This window comes from Aliikangiella litoralis, from assembly GCF_052495765.1.
In genome coordinates this window covers 100682-119433 of sequence record NZ_CP199292.1, presented here as the reverse complement: position 1 = coordinate 119433, position 18752 = coordinate 100682, and the positions used below count along the sequence as shown (strand labels likewise).

Here is an 18752-nt window from a genome sequence, read left to right as displayed (position 1 = left end):
CTCTGTTAAGTAAACAACGCAAAGTAATTAACCCACTGGTAATACTACCAATTTAACAAACCAACTTGTAAAATAAAACGGTCGTGCTATTATAATTATTACCTATTTGTGAACAACTTAATCATTGACCTTGAGTAAATCAGAACAAACAAAATACTTAATCTTAGCTAAGGCGCTTGATATGGCAACTCGCACTAGCTTAGATCGCATTACATTTGGAGAACTTGCCAAAGCCACGGACTTATCAAAAAGCGGGCTGTTTGCTCACTTTAAATCAAGGGATAATCTCCAGATAGCCGTTTTAGAATATGCAGGTCAGCTGTTTGCAGCAAAAGTCATTGAACCTATCAATACTGATACACCACCGCTAGAACGTTTAAAAATGTTAATGGACAATTGGCTTAATTGGTTTAATGAAAGCGCACATAATTGTATTTTTATGTCTGCAATCACCATATTTGACACTCAACCAGGCCCAATGCGAGATCTCCTTCAATATCAACTTGAGCGTTGGCTCAATTACCTAGAATCGGTTGCTCAAGAAATAGTCGAAGCAAAAGTATTCAAAAAAAATACCCATTGTAAGCAATTCGCTTTTGAACTGTATTCTCTTTATTTATGTAGTCAAACATTCAGATGGTTAGACAATGAAAAAGAAAATCGAAAGTATTTTAAAAAAGGCTTTGAAGATTTGATTAATCGACATTTAGTATAATAAGACCAATGGCAAAATCAATATTTTGCTATACAAAAATAAGGACTTCAATATGGCATCTAATATTTATTTTTCCAACAACAGTAGTAAAGGCTTTTCTTGGTGGGTGACTCGAATCATCACATCTTTAATTCTTTCGTTACCCAAAAAACCAATGCTATATTTTGGTAAAAAAATACTCCTTAAACCTGTGCGTAGAAAACCAGGTGAAATACCTAGTCAAATGCGTTTAGAAGAAGTAACAACCCCTGACGGAATGGTCAAATTATACTCTTTAGGCAGTGGTCCAGTGATCTTTTTAAGTCATGGTTGGTCAGGCTCGGCAACACAGCTTTTTCCATTAATGGAAAGAATAGCAAAATCAGGTTACCAGGCAATCGCCTTTGATCAATTAGCCCACGGACTCAGTTCGGGTAATGAAGCCAATCTATTCCTTTTTATTAAAACCAAAAAACAAATACTCAACTTTATTGAAAAACAACACCAAATCGTTGCAATCATTTCACATTCTATGGCTGCGACCGCAGCACTAAATGCTTTAAACAAACCATACCCATTACTTTTAATTGCTCCCGTATTTGATTTTGTTAATTCTCTTTTTCAAAAAGTCGAGGCAAGTGGTGTACCAATACGCTTACTCACCAGTGTATTACGCGATCTTGAATCTCGCCATAATATGCAAATTGCCCAGATAGATCCTACCGCCCATTTACCCTATTATCCTGGAGAAATTACGATTGTCCATGATCAGATCGATCAATTTGCCCCTTTTGTTATCAGCGAAAATATTGTAAAAAAATATCCTCACATAAAATTAAGCAAAACTAAAAATTTAGGACACGGAAGAGTCATATCATCTGATTGCACATGGGATGCACTTCAGGAAATGATAAATCCTAATGATAAGCTAAAACCTCAACAAGTAGGTCCTATATGAATCTATGCAATAAAAACGATAGAAAATAAATAGTGTTATTCTTCTCGGTACTCTAACAAGTCACCAGGTTGGCAACTTAACACTTTACAAATTTTTTCTACCGTCGAAAATCTTACGCCCTTTACTCTACCCGACTTTAACATCGACAAGTTTTGTTCACTAATACCTATTTCTTTAGCAAGCTCTTTTGATTTTAACTTACGTTTTGCTAGCACAACATCTAAATTCACAATTATTGGCATTATATTTCTTCATTTTATTGAATCATGATTTTTGCATAACTTAGTTCTAGTTAGCACTTAAAATGAACACTAATAGCAGTTCATATTTATTGATTTTCAATTATTCTTAATCAATTTTTTAAAACTGATTAGCGCAGTATTCAGTTTAATACTGCGCTTTTATGACTACTTTAAACCTTTACAATTAGCATAGTAAGAAACTGTTGCAGGCCAATCAGAAAAAACACCTTTCACACCCACATCTTTTGCTAAAACATCCAAAACTTCTAGCATATCGCCATCATTATTAATTGCAGGAGTTACCGACTGATAATACCAGCCGCCACCTTGGCCAAGCGGCCCAGAACGCTCCAATGTCCAGGTAATAATCTCCAAACCAGCAGCTTTAGCTGTTTTAGCATACAAGGAAGGAACAAGCTTATTATTACTATCAAGATCAATCAACATCCACAATGGTGGAGCAATAATTTTTACACCATCTGCAACTAACTCTTCCATGCTTGGTGACCAAGTTGATGGATCACGAAAGTCAAATTTGGCATCATCATACCGACCATCTAAATAAACAGCTTGCCGAGCAAATCGTGGTTCATTTTTTATCCAATAATGCAAATCATCAATATTAAACGACTGCGCTAATACTTGATAAGGTCTTACTCGGGCTTGCTTATATTCATTGATCATTTGTTGAGCATAATCTTCTTGGGTGTAATCTCCTTCATAAGGCATTTCTACACTCGGCGATTTTAGCTCTGGGGTCATTTTGACACCGAGTGATTTGAATAACTGAATGCTCTCAGCATGGCTTAATAAAGTCCCATTTTGAATATACAAATCAGTTCTCCAACCGGGTGTGCCAGCCAAATATTCTTCGACTGTTTTCCCCTGAGCATTAGCACCATCCATTTTACCTTTTAATGTTTTAAACTCTTCCAAGGTGATATCACTAGTACAGCACTTGGCGGAAGCAGGTGTTAATAAATTGCCATCAACATCATAAGTAGCCGGCGTAAATGGTACTGAACATTTAGCCGCTAAAGATGTTTGCAAAATATTGGTAGTTGTATGTAAATCACATTGTGAGTGACGACACACTAACTCTCTATCTTTAGTAAACGTTACATCACACTCTAAAACACCAGCGCCCATTCTAGCCGCAGCAACATATGACTCTTTGGTATGCTCAGGAAACTGCATGGCAGCACCACGATGACCAATTGAGAAGTCGGTCTTTCTAAACCGTGTTTTATTCGAGCAACGTTGCAGCTGTCCTTTAAGTTTTCCAACATCCATATCATCAACTAAATAATAAGGTCTTGGCCCAAGTTGAGCAGATTTTGCCTTATGGTGCCACGGAATACTTTTTTCGTTTGCATAGTCTTTAGCCACAGCTAAATGACTCACTCCTAAAAGCACTGTTGATATCAAAGAAACTCGACTCAAAATTTTAGGTATATTCATTTTATTATCCCCTGCTTAACGATTAGAAAAAGCAGTGTGTTCACCTTATGTGGCTAGTCTGTGACACTTCAATGTAATTTCAGTGACAAGCAGTATTAACGCTTAAACGCTTTTACACCTCTATCCATCTCATACAGATTTATATTTGGTTTACTTTGATAGTAAAAAGCAATATATATGAAAGAGATATTTTATTAATAAAATCAGATAATTAGGTTAAAAAATGAATAATTCAAAATTTAGACACAATTAATCAAAAAATAATGATTATCAATCACGCTTTTTTGATATAACGTATAGACTCAGTTAATTTACGGTGGTTAATATGTATAAAAACACTTCAAGTACGTATGGCATTGTCTCCAAATCCTTACACTGGCTGGTTGCAGCGGTTATATTGGGGATGTTTGCGGTAGGTATTTGGATGGTCGAACTCACTTATTACGATCAATGGTATAAAGATGCGCCTTATTACCATAAAAGCGTTGGCATCATATTAGCTTTTATTATGATTTTCAGGATTTTTTGGCGATATTTGTCGCCTCCGCCAGAAGGCTTAAAAAGCCACAAACCAATAGAGCAAAAATTAGCTAAAGCCACTCACCTACTGATTTACATTTTAATTTTTACCATCATCATCAGCGGTTATCTGATTTCAACTGCCGATGAAAGAGGCATTTCAGTATTTGGCTTGTTTGAGCTCCCATCTATTGGCACACTACTGGAAAATCAAGAGGACATAGCTGGGCTTTTTCACCAATGGCTCGCCTACATTTTAATAGGGCTTGTCGTCTTACATGCAGCCGCAGCTCTAAAACATCACTTTGTTGATAAAGATAACACTTTAAAAAGAATGATTAATTAAACCGGAGAAGAAAATGAAGAAAATACTCACAGCCCTTGTTGCATCAGCCGCTTTATCTCTTAGCGTATCTGCCGCAGACTATACCGTTGACACACGCGGCGCGCACGCTTCTGTTAACTTTAAAATTAAACATTTAGGTTATTCGTGGTTAACTGGTCGTTTTAATAAGTTCTCAGGAGAATTTAGTTACGACGCCAAAAAAGTCGCAGACTCTAAAATTGCCATTAATATTGATACCACTAGCATTGATTCAAATCATGCGGAGCGAGACAAGCATTTAAAAAGTAGCGATTACCTCGATGTCAGTAAATTTGGAACCGCAAAGTTTGTTAGTAAAAAAGTAACCGATAAAGGCAATGATCAGTTAGCAATAACTGGCGATTTAACTTTACACGGTGTCACCAAAAGTATCACGATTGATGCAGAAAAAATTGGTGAAGGTAAAGATCCTTGGGGTGGATATCGTGTTGGTTTTTCTGGCACAACAGTACTCACTTTAAAAGATTTTGGTATTCCTAATGTTGGTTCTTCATCTGAAGTTTTAATGGATCTTCAAATTGAAGGGATCCGTAAGAAGTAACCTACTCTAAAAATAACCGCTTAATAAGCCTCAATTAGTTTGTTATTTAATTGAGGCTTTATTTATTCCGCTTAAATCATCGTAATGGTTATTCTGTTGCGCTTCTATTAATTTGCTCCGCCAGTTGTTCGAGTTTTATTTTTAACTCTTTATTAATATTGGAATAAATGGTTTGATGATTTTTATCAAACATATCAATATCAAAATTGGTTTTAAGGCTATCATTAATCAACTGCTCCATCTGGTTATAACTGAGCGACAGTGAATAAATCAGGTTTTGTTGGTCGTGGTTAAATTGGCACTTTAGTAACGCGCATAAAAAGTGGGCGGTAATATCCATGACCTCTCGGCTTTCTAATAAAACATTTTTAATTTCTTGTTGCTTAAAGAATATTTTTTGACTCATTAGTAACGCCCTCGATTGGGTGAACGAACAACGAGGGGTTGTTTTCCAGTTTGCACCGCTTCTAAAAACTGATTCACACTACTGATTAAATCGTATTTGACTAAAGGCGTGTTAAATAGCATGTCGGTGTTGTATTGGTAGTTGAATACATCAATATTCATTTCAATCAGTTTTAAGTTAAAACGTTTTTCCATTTGAAAGAAGTTACAAATGAGTGAAAACAGTTGGTATTGTTGTTGGGGGTTTTTAAAGTTGGGTAAATATATACCAATCAGTTCACCTGAAAGCCCGTATAAGTTTCTGGCATCGATAAGCAGTTGTTCAATGGATTTTTGTGATTGTTTTTGATTAAAAAAATCATTGGGTGGTAATTGCATTTGTTGAATTCCTTTTGTGTTTCTTTTGCTAACAGTTTTCGGTTGTGATTTTAAAAAACTGGTCATACGGCTTATGAGCAGGTAAAGCCATTTGCTCAACTGACCAGAAAGAGAAGACTCTTTTTTTGCACTCGATATCATTCATTGGGTCCCATTAACCATGCACTTACCCAGCTTCTCAAACTGGGTTATGACGGATTGTTTAAGGTTGCTGGTGGCTTTTTTAGGCACAACAATGCTTAATTTGAATATCTCAAATATCAAACAATTCGTCTAAAACTGGTTAAAATAGGACTAGATAATGATTTTTTTCTTTAAGAAACAAAAGGTTAAATGCAAGGTATGAAGACTAGTGATAATGAAAACACACCTAAGGTGTCTGAAAAACTGGGCTCGCGCTGCTAGCGACAAAGCTTTATAATAAAGATAAGTCATGGTTACTCCCAAGAGTGACTGTGGCCTAGTCCTGGGTATGTAGCGTCAACTACTGCCCGGGGCGTCTAACGGCCAACTAACTTTTAAGTTAATGGTTTTAGTTTGCAACTGATAAATCGTTCAAACTTTATTTTCTTGCGCCTGTTTTTACAAACAGAAAAAAATGCCATTCAAACATTTCAGCTCCTGCAAAATGACCGACTGAATGCAGTCGATTGCAGGAGAAATACTATCATAAAAAAGCAGTAAAAACCTAAGAAAAAATAGGAAAAAACAACGTTAATATTTTGGATATTAGTGCGTGGTTTTTTATGCGTTTTTGAAAATGAAAATCGATTTTTATCGTCATTAAATCTATTCAACACTAAGTTGACATAACGGTTGAATTAGGTGAGTATTTGATCATTATTTAAACCCTAAAAAATTAATAATCCATGGAACAATTTAAAACAGTTGAGGATCTTCGAGAAAAAATAAAAATATATGAAGGGTATTTAGCGAGGCCAACTAGAAACTTAAGCCATCCGACATTATACCGAAAGAGAGATGTTCAAAAAGGCGATGTACTATTAAAAGGCATAAGAGAAAATGATTGGTTTTTCTCAGAAGATAAAAAATGGGTGCTACCTCATGATCAAATGGGGCTTTCATTTTCTTCAAACTGGCAGCACCTTAAAGGTGTTTATAAAATGAAAGAAAAGCATAATAAAGGTGCATCAATAAATGTATACTGGGTACTTGAAAAGGCTGATTTGCCCCAACATATGAAATTTATGCCTGACAAAAAGAAAAAGGGGCATTTTTTGCTTACAATTACTGAACCAATGACTCTACTTCAACTAGTGAACAAACTAAAGATAGTTGCACATCGAATGTCTATAATAAAAGATGCAAGGAGGGTATTATGATTGAATATGCCTATGACGAAGAAAAGATAGTAGCGCTACACTTTGCCGCTCTCCTCAACAATACTAAGGCGGAAAAAATTCTAAAGGCAGGTGTTGTTACCTCCGGCGAAGAAGCAACTATTCTTAGCCAATTTTTTTGGGAAATGATTAATAAATCTGCAGAAGGCAATATTCATTTACCTTGCTCAGGAAGCTCTCAGTATTGGACCGAAAAACTTTATAACACATTAGGTGGGTATTTAGAAAGCTCAGGCTACGAAAAACAGTGGAATACTGAAATAGATAATGCATAAAACTTTAAGAAGATAAGTACTAAACGAGGACATCTTTAACTTTTATGAACTAGTGTTAAATTGTGGTTTTCTCAGTTGCTTTACGTTAACTCATTTTTACTTGGAATAAAAAGTGCACTTTTATTTAATAGCACCGCGGTACGTTGGGTTCAAGTAGGTTGTGGTTAGCGAAAGCGTAACCCAACAGTCTATCTTTCAATTTATTGTGATTAAATAAAAGTACTTATTCAGTTCGCTAATGGTTAGGGATAATTTTATCTTTTGATGTTTCGAAATATCTTATTGTTAACAGTTTGTTTTTATCGGTTGAATACTTGTTTTAATTGATACATTGGTCGCTGGGTTACGCCTTTGGCTAACCCAGTCTACCGGGCTGGTAAAATGGAAAAGATAGGTAGAATGAGGGTTGCACCATGATAAATATACACAGGCCAATAAAAGATATAATGCTTCACTATGCAGCAGAGCTTAAGAACGAAAGTGTCCTATCTATTCTTAAAAAGGAGTCTGTCGATAATGAGACAGAAGCAAGAGATGTGTTAACCTTTCTCGATTCAATGTGCGCGAAAATCGCCACAGATGCAAAAGAAAATGTAATCGTTCTTCACCAGCCAATTCACACTACAGATGCAGAGAAAATTTGCGATGTGATTGAAGATTACTTAGAAGAGTTGGGGTATGAGGATTTAATTGAATGAGAAGCTCTAAAAAGTAAGCTAGCACCTCGACTTTTTTCATTAATAAAAGTTATGGATGGCCTAATTTTCAGATTATATGCCCAAAAAACATAAATAAAACCAAGAGATTTTATGAAAATTGAAATTGATAGTTCATTAATGGAAAAAATAGGTGTTGATGAAAATGAAGCAATTGAGCTACTTGCAATTGCACTTTACAAATATAAAGGAATTCATGGCTCATTAGCAGGTAAATTAATTGGAAAAAGCGAATTTGATTTCCACACAATTCTTTCAAAAAATGGTGAATCGGTAAATTATGATGTAGATGAACTAATCGAAGATATTAAAAATAACGATTTATAAGGACATAAAAAATGAATAAGATTGTAGTCAGCGATACCACCGCAATTACTCATCTTGCAAAAATAGGCTCTCTCGACCTATTACAAAAACTCTACCTAGAAATACTTATTCCAGAAGCTGTGTTTTCTGAACTGGTTCAAGCCAAGAAAACGCAACCAGGGACTTTACAAATACTTAATTAAAAATTAGACTGTTGCCAATAAACTCACTAAACATTTGGACTTAGGCGAGTCAGAAGCGATTGCTTTATCACTTGAGCTTCAATCTGACGTTTTGATTATGGATGAAGTAGCCGGACGCAATATAGCAAAAAAGCTCGGGCGTAATATTATTGGAATGGTTGGTGTTTTGCTTGAAGCAAAGAAAAAAGGTCATATCCAATCAGTAAAGCCATACCTAGATAAACTTCGTGCTACAGGGTTCAGATTAGGACAAGATATATACCAATTGGCATTAAAGTTATCTCAAGACACTCCAGCCAAAAAATTTGGCCTCTGAGGAACAACCTGCACAGAATTTCAGTTGCCCCATAGCAAGGCATTAATAAATATACTTACTAAATAGTTCAGGAGTAAAAATGAAAAAAATAGTTCAATCTTTTATAGTTATTTTCCTATCGATAAACGCTCATGCAGCAACTTTATTTGATAAAGAAATTGACCAAGTACAACAGTATGGAGCTGACGCATTAACTATTGTTTACCTAAAATCTGAGTATGCTTCTCCAAATAACTGTACCAACTCAATTTGGGGTAAAAAAGCCGTATTAATTAGAAGCGATGATGCACATTCAGAAAAATTACTTAGTGTAGCTTTAGCAGCTATGATGGCAGGAAAAAAAGTTGATATTGGTTTGGTTAATAGTTGTGACGGTGTTACTGAAAAAGTTCACTATATAAAAATTAAAAAATAAAATTGGACAGCCACCCACAAACTTGAAATTTCTTTTCATTTTCTCATTATCCTTCTTGATAACGGTGTTAAATGATACGACTCAAGTAAGTAGTTATGGTCAATAATTTTGTTATTGAGAAGCTTAATATTTATAACTCATTGATTTTGAAAAAGGAATAAAAAGTGCTCTTGTATTTAATTGCACCGCGGTACATTGGGTTAAAGTAGGTTGTGGTTAGCGAAAGCGTAACCCAACAGTCTATCTTTCAATTTATTGTGATTAAATAAAAGTACTTATTCAGTTCGCTAATGGTTAGGGATAATTTTATCTTTTGATGTTTCGAAATATCTTATTGTTAACAGTTTGTTTTTATCGGTTGAATACTTGTTTTAATTGATACATTGGTCGCTGGGTTACGCCTTTGGCTAACCCAGCCTACCGGGCTACTTCAATCCTAAAAAATTAAAAACTTGGCATTATGTCTAATAATTAAACTATGATAAAACCTCAAGAACTCGCATCATTGCCAAGAGATACCAAAAGAGAGCAAGCTATTGCTAGGGAATTAAGATCTTTAGAAGAATCTAAACGATGGAACTATATAAAGTCTGCATTAGATGCTGATACTATTTCGGTGCAACCTATTGCGCTAGTATTGGCTAATAAAGTGACTCTTAGTAGAAATCACTTAATGAATATTTTAGAAATTTCAATCGAGCGAGCCAATCCTAGTTCAATGAATTCTTATTTAAAAGCAGTAGTTGCTGGGCTTGGCCATAAAAGAGTAATTAATTTCTTCAGAGGCAAAATACATACAAATCCTGAGAAAGTTGGAATGGCGCTGTATTTTCTACCAAACCTATCGCCATTGCCAAATAAAGCTCAGCTTAAATTGATTTATGATCTGAGGCTTCAGTTTGAAAAATACGTGAAATCTTTAGATATTAAAACTCCGTACTTGAATGCATGCATCAAACAATGAAAATACAAAACCATGCGCTAAAATTAGAAAGTCACTACGAACTTATTAGCGAGACTTTATGTTTAAGAAGAATTTGAAAATTAAATTTATAAGTTTAGTTTTAAGTCTAATCGTGATTATCGGGCTTTTTACTTCTCGAATAATTTGGGTGATTGATCTGAATTCTGGCGTTCAGAGTTACCATCGTGTGTTTTTTGGTGTAGAAATAAAATTTTTAAGTGAATATGATTACTTGGAGTGTTTAGGTCGGTGGAAAAACCCTCGGCCGGACTTATCTGGGAAACAAACAATTTCGAATTGCAATTTGGTTTCTATTTGTGAAACTAGCAAAATTTCAAGTTCAGTAGTGTCAAATGGATGTAGAACATAATCAAATATTGAACAGTAAATTTAATTTTGTATTGAAACGATGGTAAGGTTAAGTAATTATTAAAATAGTCACTATAGTACGTTGGGCTCAAGTAGGTTGTGGTTAGCGAAAGCGTAACCCAACCGTTTATCTTTCAATTTATTGTGATTAAATAAAAGTACTTATTCTGTTCGCTAATGGTTAAGGATAGTTTTATCTTTTGATGTTTCGAAATATCTTATTGTTAACAATTTATTTTTATCGGTTGAATACTTGTTTTAATTGATACATTGGTCGCTGGGTTACGCCTTTGGCTAACCCAGCCTACCGAGCTATGGAGTATGGGAGCGCATTTCAAACGAAGAAATCTAAGTACTGTGTAGAAATGAGAGAGTGATAGCTTTTATACAACTCAAACAAGTAGCACAACCCAATGTTTTTGTTATTGAGAAGCTTAATATTTATAACTCATTGATTTTGAAAAGAAATAAAATGTGCACTTGTATTTAATTGCAGTTAATCTTATTAAATACGGAGTTGACATAGCAGTCAAGTTAGGTAAGTATTTGATAATATTTAAAAAGTCGAAATGCAGTTAAACGGTTGTTTGAATATTAATGAGATTAACTGCATTCAATCAGATGTTATATTTACCAATAATGAAGCCAATACCTCCTTTACATTTATCAGCGGAAGAGCAACAGACTTATTTGGAAAATAAGACTTTCCAATTAATATCTAATCTGAATTCGAAAAGAAGAAGGCGGGAAAGGATTAGCGCTCTGAGGATGATTTGGTCTGGGTTTGCTGATTGGAACGCTCCAGTGAGACGACCTCCTAGAATCCCTCCAACAAAAGAAGCAATAGAAATATTGTTTGATATATATGATAGTTGTGACTCTGAAACTAAAGTTGAGATTTTAGGCTCTATTTCTAAGCCTGAACCGTTTTATAAAGAGGCATTTGCTTTAATAAAAAAAGGAATGAATGATAAAGATTATGTTCCAAGAGCAAATGCTGTAGACTCGTTAAGATGTATCGTTCTTAATTACGAGCCAAGGCTAAGTTTGTACGATGAAGAACTGATTCAACTTTTACTGTTGTTAAAGTCGGATAAGAGTGAAAGAATTCAAGAATCTTGTAACGATATCCTCAAGTGTTGTAAATGAAATATAATCGGGTAGCCGGAGGTCTCTAACCTCCAGCCCCCACACCACCCTGCATGCGGTTCCGCACAGGGCGGTTCACTTAACTTACCCGTTAGGGTAATGAACTTTAATCCATCCTGTTCTCAACGAATATAACCCCTCCTTAACTAAATAATCGTTACCAATTGCTTGATTGATACCCGGTGTTTTGGAACTACGCCAAGGGCCTTTGCTTGTGATCCCACAACCAACAGCCGCTTGGAGCCTGACACCACGTTTTAATAGATTGGCGACCTTAGTTCTTGGTTTTCGCCACTGTCTCCAATAACACATTCGAACTCTGCGTCTTATCCAGTGATCAAGATCGACACAATCTTGGTAAGCGTTAGCGATACCAAAGTAGTTAATCCAACCACGCAGATATAAACTCAATTTATGCAACTGATAATGCATACTGACGCCCCAGTTTCGGTTTGTCAGAACACGCACTTGTTGCTTAAATTTGTGTAGCGTTTTCGGGTGCCATTTGATTTTACCGTTGGAAAAAGTAAAACCTAAAAACTGACTTTGGCTCACTTTAACTACTTGGCTTTTATCGGGGTTTACCACCAACTTTAAGCGGCTTTCAAGATATCGAGAAACACTGGCAAGTACTCTTTCACCAGCACGCTTTGACTTCATTAAGATAATAAAATCGTCAGCGTAACGAGCAAATTGATGACCACGATTTTCCAGTTCTTTATCCAAACTATCGAGTAAAATATTCGACAGCAAGGGTGAGAGTGGACCACCTTGCGGCACACCTTCAGTGCTTGGCAATAGTTTTCCTTTATCCATAATTTCCGCTCGAAGATAATGACCAATTAATGCCAGCAACCTTTTGTCCCGAATACGAACAGCTAGTTTTGACATCATCAGATCATGGTTAACCCGATCAAAGAACTTGGATAAATCGACATCAACAGCAATACGCCGTTTCTGTTTAATCAACCTTTGAACATGTTTGACCGCTTGGCAACCACTTCGGTTTGGCCTAAAACCAAAACTATTTTCTGAAAAGGTTGGCTCAAATATCGGTGAGAGTATTTGTGTAATAGCTTGCTGAATAACTCTGTCGAGAACAGTCGGGATCCCGAGAAGACGTTTACCGCCATCCGGTTTATCAATCTCTACACGTCTGACAGGACTAGGACGATAACTTCCATTAATTAATTGAGCTTCACATTGTTTCCAGTGTTGTTTCGACCAATCAATAAAGTCATCGAGCTGCAAACCATCGACACCAGCCGCACCTTTATTTGCACGAACTTGTTTCCAAGCCCGCTTGAGATTGTGTGCTGCTAATATATCATCGAATAGATTGTTGTTTAAGGCTGGTTGCACATCAGCACGCTGCGCAAGATAATCGCCGGACGGCGTAGTTGAATTGTTCAAGTGAGACATGACTCCTCCTTAGGTTAAATGTTCAGCCCTTCGCCGTGTCATACCCATTACGGTAAGCGTTTGACTACTATGGCTTCTGCTGACTTCTGAAAGATCACCATTTCAATTTCTTGAAATAGCGCTTCCGCACTAGGCTGGGTTGCTGCTGATTTGCTCGCTTTCGATTGCAACAAATCGAAGCGCCAAGAGTTGACCAACCAGTCTCTCACTGGTACCCTCCGCAGCGTTAGCGCAGGACGCGTGTCTTTCAGATCTCCCCGAATAAGAATATTAACTTTCCCTGCGCAACTACATCATTTACGGTGGCCGTTAAATCACATGGCTTCGTCGTCTTGTGCCAACTCGCCTTCAGCCTACGCCTCATATGATGTTCTTGTTCATTAGCTCGCAGTTTTGCTAGCGGCTTCCTTTGGACCGTTCCTCACAGATTAGCCCTTGCCATTCACTAGTAGTTATCGTCTAATTACATCAAAGTGTTCGACGGTGATTTTCCTACAGAGGACTTGCACCTCATTAGTTAATACCCATGTCGGGCGTACACAATGATTTCAATATTGATTCAGCACGAAAAGAAGTGCTGAACAAATTAAATAAGCGTTAGGCAAACAAACTAGGAAATGTATGTATCAAAGGGTTTTAATAGTAATAAGTAGTTTATTCACTCTCATATCATGTAATTCAATGACCGCTAAAATTGATGTAAATTGTATATCACAAGATGCATTTCGATTTATTGAGCCTGAAAAATCATTATATAAATTACCCTTTGGTGTTGGTGAAGGTTATGAACTAAGGCAGGGAAATTGCACATTCGGCACTCATTCAGTAGAAAGTAAAGAACAATTTGCATTTGATTTTATTATGGATATAGGTACTCCTATTCATACTGCTCGTTCAGGGCAAGTCGTTTCTATTGAAGATCGTTTTTTTGATGGAAATAACGTAAATAATGACTTTAACCATATAATAATTGCTCATGGAGATAATACTTTTTCGTACTACGTTCATCTGACTAACGCTGGTGTTGCTGTTGAATTGGGAGAATTTGTAAATCAAGGTGATGTTATTGGATACAGCGGAAATACAGGGATGAGTTCAACCCCTCATTTGCATTTTGAAGTTTTTGAAATCAATGACAGATGTTTTAAAAAAGAAGCTAGTGAGAAGTGTCCTTCCATTCCAGTATCATTTAATAATGCAAACCCAAGTGACAAGATACTTAATCATGGAGTAATTTATACCGCACAATAGTTTGCCTATTAACAGGACATTATGCTCTTTTAATCCAATGAAGTATTTACTTAAGTACAAAGAAATTGAAGTTGGTTCCATAGAAGGAACAGATCAAGATTTTTTGAATTTATGGGGTAGCTTTGCTCAAAATAAGGATATTGAAGATCCTGCTCTGCTTACCTTTCTTGATTTATCTATCCGTGAAAGTGAACTCATAGATCAAGAACACTTGATCAATATATCTTCTGATCTGGATAAACTTGCTATCGAAATGGAGCCTTTCATGTATTTCATTGAATCTGAAGAATGGAAGCTGGTAACTGAAAAAGATGAAGTGTTGGATATTTTAGTACCGTCTTTTAAACCAGATAAATCAATAGTATGGCGGTGGCGAATATAAATGCAGGAGAACTAATTAATGGAGCAACAGTTATAGAAGTGACAAATACTAACAATAATGGAGCGGACTTTGCAGTTATTTTACAAGGTGCTTCCTGAGTGTGTGTTTCACCATCCAGAACTGTAATCACATTTCCGGAAGCTAAAAAGCAATCTGAGGAGTCTTATAGGCAATCTTTTTCAATTGCTTTAATTACTCAGCCAATACATCAAAATAAAACAGCTTCTAGCTTTTTATTTCTAAAAAACAACAAAACGCACAGAACCTGTGCGTTTTAAATTTAACTAGCTACCACTACCATATTCTTTTAGATAAGTTTTGATAAGTAGCTTTTACGCTCTACTAAAAAACTTTTTAATAATTCAGAATAATCTTGCGATACTGCCTGTTGAACAGATTGCCGCTGTTTTAATGCATTACGCCACAATAAACATTTTGGTAGCTCGCTAAATGTATTCAAATGAGTGAAAGTATCAAATACATCAAAATATCGAAAAATGGGCGCATAAGCAGCATCGATTAAATGAAATTTTTCTCCTGAAAAAAAGGAACGGCCACTTAACTCATTTTCAACATATTTAAACTTACCTTGTATTTCAGTATGAATATTTTGAAAATGTAACTTGTCTTTTGCATTATATAAACTGGCAATATTATTCAATATGTTTGAACCAAACTCTATCCAGGCTCGATGATGGGCTTTCTCAAAACTATCTGTCGGATGTAAAGATCCGGGAGTAACTTCATTTAAATACTCACAAATAATTGCCGACTCAAACAATGTATGTTTTTCATCAACCAATAAGATAGGCACTTTTCCCATAGGAGATTTTTGCTTAAACCACTCAGGCTTTTTAGCTAAATTAATATCAGTTCTACTGTAAGTGATATTTTTTTCTTTTAAAGTGATAACTGAGCGTTGCACATAAGGACATAATGCATGAGCAATAAGATGTAAATTTTGTGATTTCATCACAACACCTCCTACTGGCTAGCTAGTTGTCGCTTTAATTGAAGATAGTTACTAATCGCATATTTCCCATCACCTAAACCAATTTGTGCAATAGCCATTACACTCAACAATAACGGATATTCCCAACCGCCTCCCGAATTGCTAAACAACCAACCATTTGCAGAGTGTGCCCAAGTAGCACCAAACAAAACAGGTACAATAAACGCAGAAAAAAAGCGGGTCTTATAGCCTAATAGTAATGCGAAACCAGAAATAGCTTCTAAAACGAAAACAATATATCCCAATATTTCTGGTAACCCTATCGAACTAAAATATTGTGCGTTGCCAGCCAAAGTAAATACGAACATTTTAAGATACACGCTGTGTGTTAATAGTACTGCGGCAAGAGAGGTACGTAAGATAAATATGCTGATATCTGAATTGAGTTGGTATTTCATGATAATTATTCCTATTGAATTAAGTCTTTCTCTATTATGCATATTGCTTAGCTGCAAATTAATTGGCAATATATGCAAAATAATATTGCAACAATGCAAACAAGGAATAAAATGGACTGGAATTTATTAAAAATATTTCTAGCAATTGCTCGTCGCGGCTCTTTATCTGGTGCAGCTAATGAACTCAATGTTAATCACTCAACTATTTTCAGGCGACTAAAAGCCTTTGAAAAAGAGATAGGCGGTAGGCTATTTGAGCGTATTAATAATAGTTATGAATTAACAACATTGGGGTATGAGCTGCTTGATCTTGCACAAAACATTGAAAACTCTTTTGATGGTATTAATCGCTATATTGTTGGTAAAGATTTTCAACCCAAGGGGATTGTTAAGATTACCGCCCCAAACAACATTGCCTATCGCTACTTAGCTCGCTATATTTTTGATTTTAACCTCAAATATCCTGAGATACGGATTGAATTATTAGTTAGTAATCAAGAATTTAATATGTCTAATCGTCAAGCTGACATTGCCGTTCGTGCAACACCTTCGCCACCCGATCATTTGGTTGGTAGACAGGTAGCAACACTGAATTGGAGTGTTTTTGCAAGCCCCAAATATAAGGAGAAATTTGGTTTACCCAATAATATTGATGAGCTAACCAAACACGCTTTAATTGGCGCATCAGGAGCCTTATCTCGCTTACCTGCATTCACTTGGCTAGAAAAATATTTAGCCGATCATGTGATTACACGTTGTGACGACTTAACCGCAATGTCTTACCTGGTGGAATCTGGTCATGGCTTAGCATTTTTACCTGAAGATCAGTTTCGGCCAGAATTAATAAAGTTATTTCCCATTAAGGAAGATCGCACCAGCCATTTATGGGTATTAACTCATCCAGATTTGCGTAACGTAGAGAGAATTAAGTTGGTTATGCAATATTTAACGAAAGCTTTTTTGAACGAATGGCAATATAAGTAGTTTTATCATCATAAAATACTTATTTTAAAGCGAGGAAAATACTCGCGTGCAATTACTATTATTCACTTGCTCAAGACTATTTACTACGTCGGTCTTTTTAGCCATTTGTAATTTTTGTGTAGTCATTTTACCTTTCTCTTCATCAACAACTCTAACACCAGCACCGCCAACAAAAACACCCAACTTAATATATTGCTGGATAAAATAGTGTTTTCCACTATCTGTTTTAATGTAAACTCATGAAATAGTGAGAAAAGTTAAAAACGTGGTGGGGATTAACTGTCTTTACTGCATATAATAGACGTTAGGAGTACTAAAGAACATGGGAATGTTTGCGGAAGTAATTGCGATTGGCCCTTTCACAAAAGACATAATAAATCATCTCGAGTACAGTGAAAGCGACTATAAAGAAACACAAGAAGGAGCAATTATCAATCTTACACTTTTCGGAATTGGTGAAGGTACGACCGTAGGATTAGAATTTGCAAAATGTTTAGGGATTTCTAATGGCTGGGATTTCAACCAGCATAAAATAGATAATTCGAAGATTGATGAAAATGCTTTGCGCAAGTTCGTTAGTCGATATACCGACTACGATGAAGATGTAGAACATTTGCTCGCGTTAAAGGAGAAAGGTTTTGAGTTTCATTTTGCTCCAAACGGGTAGAATGACTCCTAACCAGAAATTGAAAAATATTCAGTCAAAAAACATGCCTGAATTTTCACTTAAGCTCTAGTACACAAATCGAGGGAAGACTTCTGAAGTTATTTTCACAATTAACTATTATCATAGCAATTTCTGTAGCGTCAGTAATTGTGTGGAACAAATGGCTTGCATATTATTGGCACACTGATTTCTTGCATTTGTACCAGAGCGGTGATTCTTTCAGGCTCTGCGATGCTCTTACACAACTGACTCCTTTCTGGACTCCGAACGAAGAATATTTACTACATATCACGGAAGCTGAGCAAGCAGTATCAACAGGACAATCTGTCAGTATCTTTGCAAGGGGAGTAGTTTCCAAAACAGGTTCAGATGTCTACATAGACAAAATTATTGGTATAATGGTTGGTACCGACGTTAAATGCGAAAGAAAGCACTAACAAAACACTGAAAATTAGATACATTAAAAGTACTACAAATTAACTTAGCATTAAGTAAATAAGAAAAATTATGCACAAATGTCCTTATTGTGATCAAAAGACAATTAGCTTTCAGGAAAAGCTTTATGAGCTCACTTCTAGCTCAGATAAATGCTCTCACTGTTATGGCGAGTGGACTGTATCTAAACTGAAATATGTTTGGATCGCTCTACCTCTAGCTTTGTGGATTGCGAGTGTATTGATGAATTTTAGTTTTATTGTAATTATCTTTGTCTTAATTATTTATGTAGTAGGAGTTACTTTTTTGGCTCCTATAGAAAAAGTACATTGAGATGGTAAACCAATAACTTTTTACTTAAACAACTAGACAAAACAAGTGGACCCCAGTTTAAAATAATAATTTTTAAGCTTAGAAGTAAATCTTATTAAATGCCGATTTAACATCGCTACGAAGTTAGGTAAGTATTTATTAATTATAAAAAAGCAATACACTCAGTTTCTCAAAAGCTTCGGCGAATTTTTGCGTTTGAAGTATCACTCGA

General features: G+C 35.8%; 26 protein-coding genes and 1 pseudogene. 18 read left to right on the top strand and 9 right to left on the bottom strand.

The features are described 5' to 3' along the window. Positions 1-181: 181 nt before the first annotated feature. A complete protein-coding gene (locus ACT5E3_RS00620; protein ID WP_444996385.1) occupies positions 182-715 on the top strand; it encodes a TetR/AcrR family transcriptional regulator in 534 nt (177 codons plus the stop codon). Between the two features lie 52 nt (positions 716-767). Continuing rightward, complete coding sequence (locus ACT5E3_RS00615) at positions 768-1652, top strand: alpha/beta hydrolase (RefSeq protein WP_444996384.1); 885 nt, start codon at positions 768-770, stop codon at positions 1650-1652. Positions 1653-1687: 35 nt separating this feature from the next. On the opposite strand, the gene ACT5E3_RS00610 is transcribed toward ACT5E3_RS00615, so the two are convergent. Together ACT5E3_RS00610 and ACT5E3_RS00605 are read right to left on the bottom strand one after the other, a co-directional pair. Next, positions 1688-1894, bottom strand: coding sequence for a helix-turn-helix domain-containing protein (locus tag ACT5E3_RS00610; RefSeq protein ID WP_444996383.1), 207 nt, complete (start codon positions 1892-1894; stop codon positions 1688-1690). 165 nt (positions 1895-2059) lie between these two features. After that, positions 2060-3355, bottom strand: coding sequence for a glycerophosphodiester phosphodiesterase family protein (locus tag ACT5E3_RS00605; RefSeq protein WP_444996382.1), 1296 nt, complete (start codon positions 3353-3355; stop codon positions 2060-2062). 325 nt (positions 3356-3680) lie between these two features. Between ACT5E3_RS00605 and ACT5E3_RS00600 the strand changes: the two genes are divergently transcribed. After that, on the top strand, positions 3681-4220 hold the full coding sequence (locus ACT5E3_RS00600; protein WP_444996381.1) for a cytochrome b: 540 nt from the start codon (positions 3681-3683) through the stop codon (positions 4218-4220). A 13-nt stretch (positions 4221-4233) separates the two neighbouring features. Then, a complete protein-coding gene (locus ACT5E3_RS00595; protein WP_444996380.1) occupies positions 4234-4800 on the top strand; it encodes a YceI family protein in 567 nt (188 codons plus the stop codon). 88 nt (positions 4801-4888) lie between these two features. Here the strand turns inward: ACT5E3_RS00595 and ACT5E3_RS00590 are convergent, their stop codons facing one another. Beyond that, positions 4889-5206, bottom strand: coding sequence for a hypothetical protein (locus ACT5E3_RS00590; protein ID WP_444996379.1), 318 nt, complete (start codon positions 5204-5206; stop codon positions 4889-4891). After that, a complete protein-coding gene (locus tag ACT5E3_RS00585) occupies positions 5206-5724 on the bottom strand; it encodes a hypothetical protein (protein ID WP_444996378.1) in 519 nt (172 codons plus the stop codon). Before ACT5E3_RS00585 ends, ACT5E3_RS00590 begins: the two co-directional genes overlap by 1 nt. 728 nt (positions 5725-6452) lie before the next feature. Here ACT5E3_RS00585 and ACT5E3_RS00580 point away from each other — a divergent pair. From ACT5E3_RS00580 to ACT5E3_RS00540, 9 genes are all read left to right on the top strand, one after another. Next, positions 6453-6926: a hypothetical protein gene (locus ACT5E3_RS00580; protein ID WP_444996377.1), complete on the top strand. Its 474-nt coding sequence runs from the start codon at positions 6453-6455 to the stop codon at positions 6924-6926. Next, positions 6923-7219, top strand: coding sequence for a hypothetical protein (locus ACT5E3_RS00575; RefSeq protein ID WP_444996376.1), 297 nt, complete (start codon positions 6923-6925; stop codon positions 7217-7219). Before ACT5E3_RS00580 ends, ACT5E3_RS00575 begins: the two co-directional genes overlap by 4 nt. A gap of 413 nt (positions 7220-7632) precedes the next feature. After that, positions 7633-7917 carry a hypothetical protein gene (locus ACT5E3_RS00570; RefSeq protein ID WP_444996375.1) on the top strand — a complete coding sequence of 95 codons (285 nt, stop codon included), beginning with the start codon at positions 7633-7635 and terminating at the stop codon, positions 7915-7917. 111 nt (positions 7918-8028) lie between these two features. Beyond that, positions 8029-8262, top strand: coding sequence for a UPF0175 family protein (locus ACT5E3_RS00565; protein WP_444996374.1), 234 nt, complete (start codon positions 8029-8031; stop codon positions 8260-8262). An 11-nt stretch (positions 8263-8273) separates the two neighbouring features. Further along, a complete protein-coding gene (locus ACT5E3_RS00560; RefSeq protein ID WP_444996373.1) occupies positions 8274-8444 on the top strand; it encodes a hypothetical protein in 171 nt (56 codons plus the stop codon). A gap of 97 nt (positions 8445-8541) precedes the next feature. Then, complete coding sequence (locus tag ACT5E3_RS00555; protein ID WP_444996372.1) at positions 8542-8760, top strand: DUF3368 domain-containing protein; 219 nt, start codon at positions 8542-8544, stop codon at positions 8758-8760. A gap of 79 nt (positions 8761-8839) precedes the next feature. Next, the gene (locus tag ACT5E3_RS00550; protein WP_444996371.1) at positions 8840-9175 is read left to right on the top strand and encodes a hypothetical protein; all 336 of its coding nucleotides are present in this window, start codon (positions 8840-8842) and stop codon (positions 9173-9175) included. A 478-nt stretch (positions 9176-9653) separates the two neighbouring features. Then, positions 9654-10139, top strand: a complete 486-nt coding sequence (locus tag ACT5E3_RS00545) for a hypothetical protein (protein WP_444996370.1) — start codon at positions 9654-9656, stop codon at positions 10137-10139. A gap of 1173 nt (positions 10140-11312) precedes the next feature. After that, complete coding sequence (locus ACT5E3_RS00540; protein ID WP_444996369.1) at positions 11313-11657, top strand: hypothetical protein; 345 nt, start codon at positions 11313-11315, stop codon at positions 11655-11657. Between the two features lie 84 nt (positions 11658-11741). Here the strand turns inward: ACT5E3_RS00540 and ltrA are convergent, their stop codons facing one another. Continuing rightward, positions 11742-13079 (bottom strand): group II intron reverse transcriptase/maturase, encoded by a 1338-nt coding sequence (gene ltrA, locus ACT5E3_RS00535; protein ID WP_444995700.1) that lies wholly within the window; start codon positions 13077-13079, stop codon positions 11742-11744. A 47-nt stretch (positions 13080-13126) separates the two neighbouring features. Next, complete coding sequence (locus tag ACT5E3_RS00530) at positions 13127-13288, bottom strand: hypothetical protein (protein WP_444995701.1); 162 nt, start codon at positions 13286-13288, stop codon at positions 13127-13129. Positions 13289-13760: 472 nt separating this feature from the next. Between ACT5E3_RS00530 and ACT5E3_RS00525 the strand changes: the two genes are divergently transcribed. The 3 genes and pseudogenes from ACT5E3_RS00525 (at position 13761) to ACT5E3_RS00515 (ending at position 14990) form a co-directional block, all read left to right on the top strand. Next, the gene (locus ACT5E3_RS00525; protein ID WP_444996368.1) at positions 13761-14330 is read left to right on the top strand and encodes a M23 family metallopeptidase; all 570 of its coding nucleotides are present in this window, start codon (positions 13761-13763) and stop codon (positions 14328-14330) included. A 1-nt stretch (position 14331) separates the two neighbouring features. Continuing rightward, the gene (locus ACT5E3_RS00520; RefSeq protein ID WP_444996367.1) at positions 14332-14712 is read left to right on the top strand and encodes a hypothetical protein; all 381 of its coding nucleotides are present in this window, start codon (positions 14332-14334) and stop codon (positions 14710-14712) included. Continuing rightward, positions 14694-14990: pseudogene (locus ACT5E3_RS00515) on the top strand (DUF5992 family protein). The gene ACT5E3_RS00520 and the pseudogene ACT5E3_RS00515 overlap by 19 nt, the downstream one beginning before the upstream one ends. Before the next feature lie 29 nt (positions 14991-15019). Here the strand turns inward: ACT5E3_RS00515 and ACT5E3_RS00510 are convergent. Both ACT5E3_RS00510 and ACT5E3_RS00505 read right to left on the bottom strand, forming a co-directional pair. Next, the gene (locus tag ACT5E3_RS00510; protein WP_444996366.1) at positions 15020-15685 is read right to left on the bottom strand and encodes a glutathione S-transferase family protein; all 666 of its coding nucleotides are present in this window, start codon (positions 15683-15685) and stop codon (positions 15020-15022) included. A gap of 11 nt (positions 15686-15696) precedes the next feature. Continuing rightward, the gene (locus ACT5E3_RS00505) at positions 15697-16122 is read right to left on the bottom strand and encodes a DoxX family protein (RefSeq protein ID WP_444996365.1); all 426 of its coding nucleotides are present in this window, start codon (positions 16120-16122) and stop codon (positions 15697-15699) included. A 72-nt stretch (positions 16123-16194) separates the two neighbouring features. Here ACT5E3_RS00505 and ACT5E3_RS00500 point away from each other — a divergent pair, with 72 nt between their 5' ends. Beyond that, a complete protein-coding gene (locus tag ACT5E3_RS00500; protein ID WP_444996364.1) occupies positions 16195-17106 on the top strand; it encodes a LysR family transcriptional regulator in 912 nt (303 codons plus the stop codon). Positions 17107-17130: 24 nt separating this feature from the next. On the opposite strand, the gene ACT5E3_RS00495 is transcribed toward ACT5E3_RS00500, so the two are convergent. Next, positions 17131-17289, bottom strand: a complete 159-nt coding sequence (locus ACT5E3_RS00495) for a hypothetical protein (protein ID WP_444996363.1) — start codon at positions 17287-17289, stop codon at positions 17131-17133. A 139-nt stretch (positions 17290-17428) separates the two neighbouring features. On the opposite strand from ACT5E3_RS00495, the gene ACT5E3_RS00490 reads away from it, so the two are divergent. Then, positions 17429-17773, top strand: a complete 345-nt coding sequence (locus ACT5E3_RS00490) for a hypothetical protein (RefSeq protein ID WP_444996362.1) — start codon at positions 17429-17431, stop codon at positions 17771-17773. Positions 17774-18752: the final 979 nt, after the last annotated feature.

Excerpts from the sequence above, each read along its gene's own strand:
- ACT5E3_RS00620 (WP_444996385.1), top strand. The coding sequence starts at position 182 with ATGGCAACTCGCACTAGCTTAGATCGCATTACATTTGGAGAACTTGCC.
- ACT5E3_RS00615 (WP_444996384.1), top strand. The coding sequence starts at position 768 with ATGGCATCTAATATTTATTTTTCCAACAACAGTAGTAAAGGCTTTTCT.
- ACT5E3_RS00610 (WP_444996383.1), bottom strand. The coding sequence starts at position 1,894 with ATGCCAATAATTGTGAATTTAGATGTTGTGCTAGCAAAACGTAAGTTA.
- ACT5E3_RS00605 (WP_444996382.1), bottom strand. The coding sequence starts at position 3,355 with ATGAATATACCTAAAATTTTGAGTCGAGTTTCTTTGATATCAACAGTG.
- ACT5E3_RS00600 (WP_444996381.1), top strand. The coding sequence starts at position 3,681 with ATGTATAAAAACACTTCAAGTACGTATGGCATTGTCTCCAAATCCTTA.
- ACT5E3_RS00595 (WP_444996380.1), top strand. The coding sequence starts at position 4,234 with ATGAAGAAAATACTCACAGCCCTTGTTGCATCAGCCGCTTTATCTCTT.
- ACT5E3_RS00590 (WP_444996379.1), bottom strand. The coding sequence starts at position 5,206 with ATGAGTCAAAAAATATTCTTTAAGCAACAAGAAATTAAAAATGTTTTA.
- ACT5E3_RS00585 (WP_444996378.1), bottom strand. The coding sequence starts at position 5,724 with ATGATATCGAGTGCAAAAAAAGAGTCTTCTCTTTCTGGTCAGTTGAGC.
- ACT5E3_RS00580 (WP_444996377.1), top strand. The coding sequence starts at position 6,453 with ATGGAACAATTTAAAACAGTTGAGGATCTTCGAGAAAAAATAAAAATA.
- ACT5E3_RS00575 (WP_444996376.1), top strand. The coding sequence starts at position 6,923 with ATGATTGAATATGCCTATGACGAAGAAAAGATAGTAGCGCTACACTTT.
- ACT5E3_RS00570 (WP_444996375.1), top strand. The coding sequence starts at position 7,633 with ATGATAAATATACACAGGCCAATAAAAGATATAATGCTTCACTATGCA.
- ACT5E3_RS00565 (WP_444996374.1), top strand. The coding sequence starts at position 8,029 with ATGAAAATTGAAATTGATAGTTCATTAATGGAAAAAATAGGTGTTGAT.
- ACT5E3_RS00560 (WP_444996373.1), top strand. The coding sequence starts at position 8,274 with ATGAATAAGATTGTAGTCAGCGATACCACCGCAATTACTCATCTTGCA.
- ACT5E3_RS00555 (WP_444996372.1), top strand. The coding sequence starts at position 8,542 with ATGGATGAAGTAGCCGGACGCAATATAGCAAAAAAGCTCGGGCGTAAT.
- ACT5E3_RS00550 (WP_444996371.1), top strand. The coding sequence starts at position 8,840 with ATGAAAAAAATAGTTCAATCTTTTATAGTTATTTTCCTATCGATAAAC.
- ACT5E3_RS00545 (WP_444996370.1), top strand. The coding sequence starts at position 9,654 with ATGATAAAACCTCAAGAACTCGCATCATTGCCAAGAGATACCAAAAGA.
- ltrA (WP_444995700.1), bottom strand. The coding sequence starts at position 13,079 with ATGTCTCACTTGAACAATTCAACTACGCCGTCCGGCGATTATCTTGCG.
- ACT5E3_RS00525 (WP_444996368.1), top strand. The coding sequence starts at position 13,761 with ATGACCGCTAAAATTGATGTAAATTGTATATCACAAGATGCATTTCGA.
- ACT5E3_RS00510 (WP_444996366.1), bottom strand. The coding sequence starts at position 15,685 with ATGAAATCACAAAATTTACATCTTATTGCTCATGCATTATGTCCTTAT.
- ACT5E3_RS00505 (WP_444996365.1), bottom strand. The coding sequence starts at position 16,122 with ATGAAATACCAACTCAATTCAGATATCAGCATATTTATCTTACGTACC.
- ACT5E3_RS00500 (WP_444996364.1), top strand. The coding sequence starts at position 16,195 with ATGCAAAATAATATTGCAACAATGCAAACAAGGAATAAAATGGACTGG.
- ACT5E3_RS00490 (WP_444996362.1), top strand. The coding sequence starts at position 17,429 with ATGGGAATGTTTGCGGAAGTAATTGCGATTGGCCCTTTCACAAAAGAC.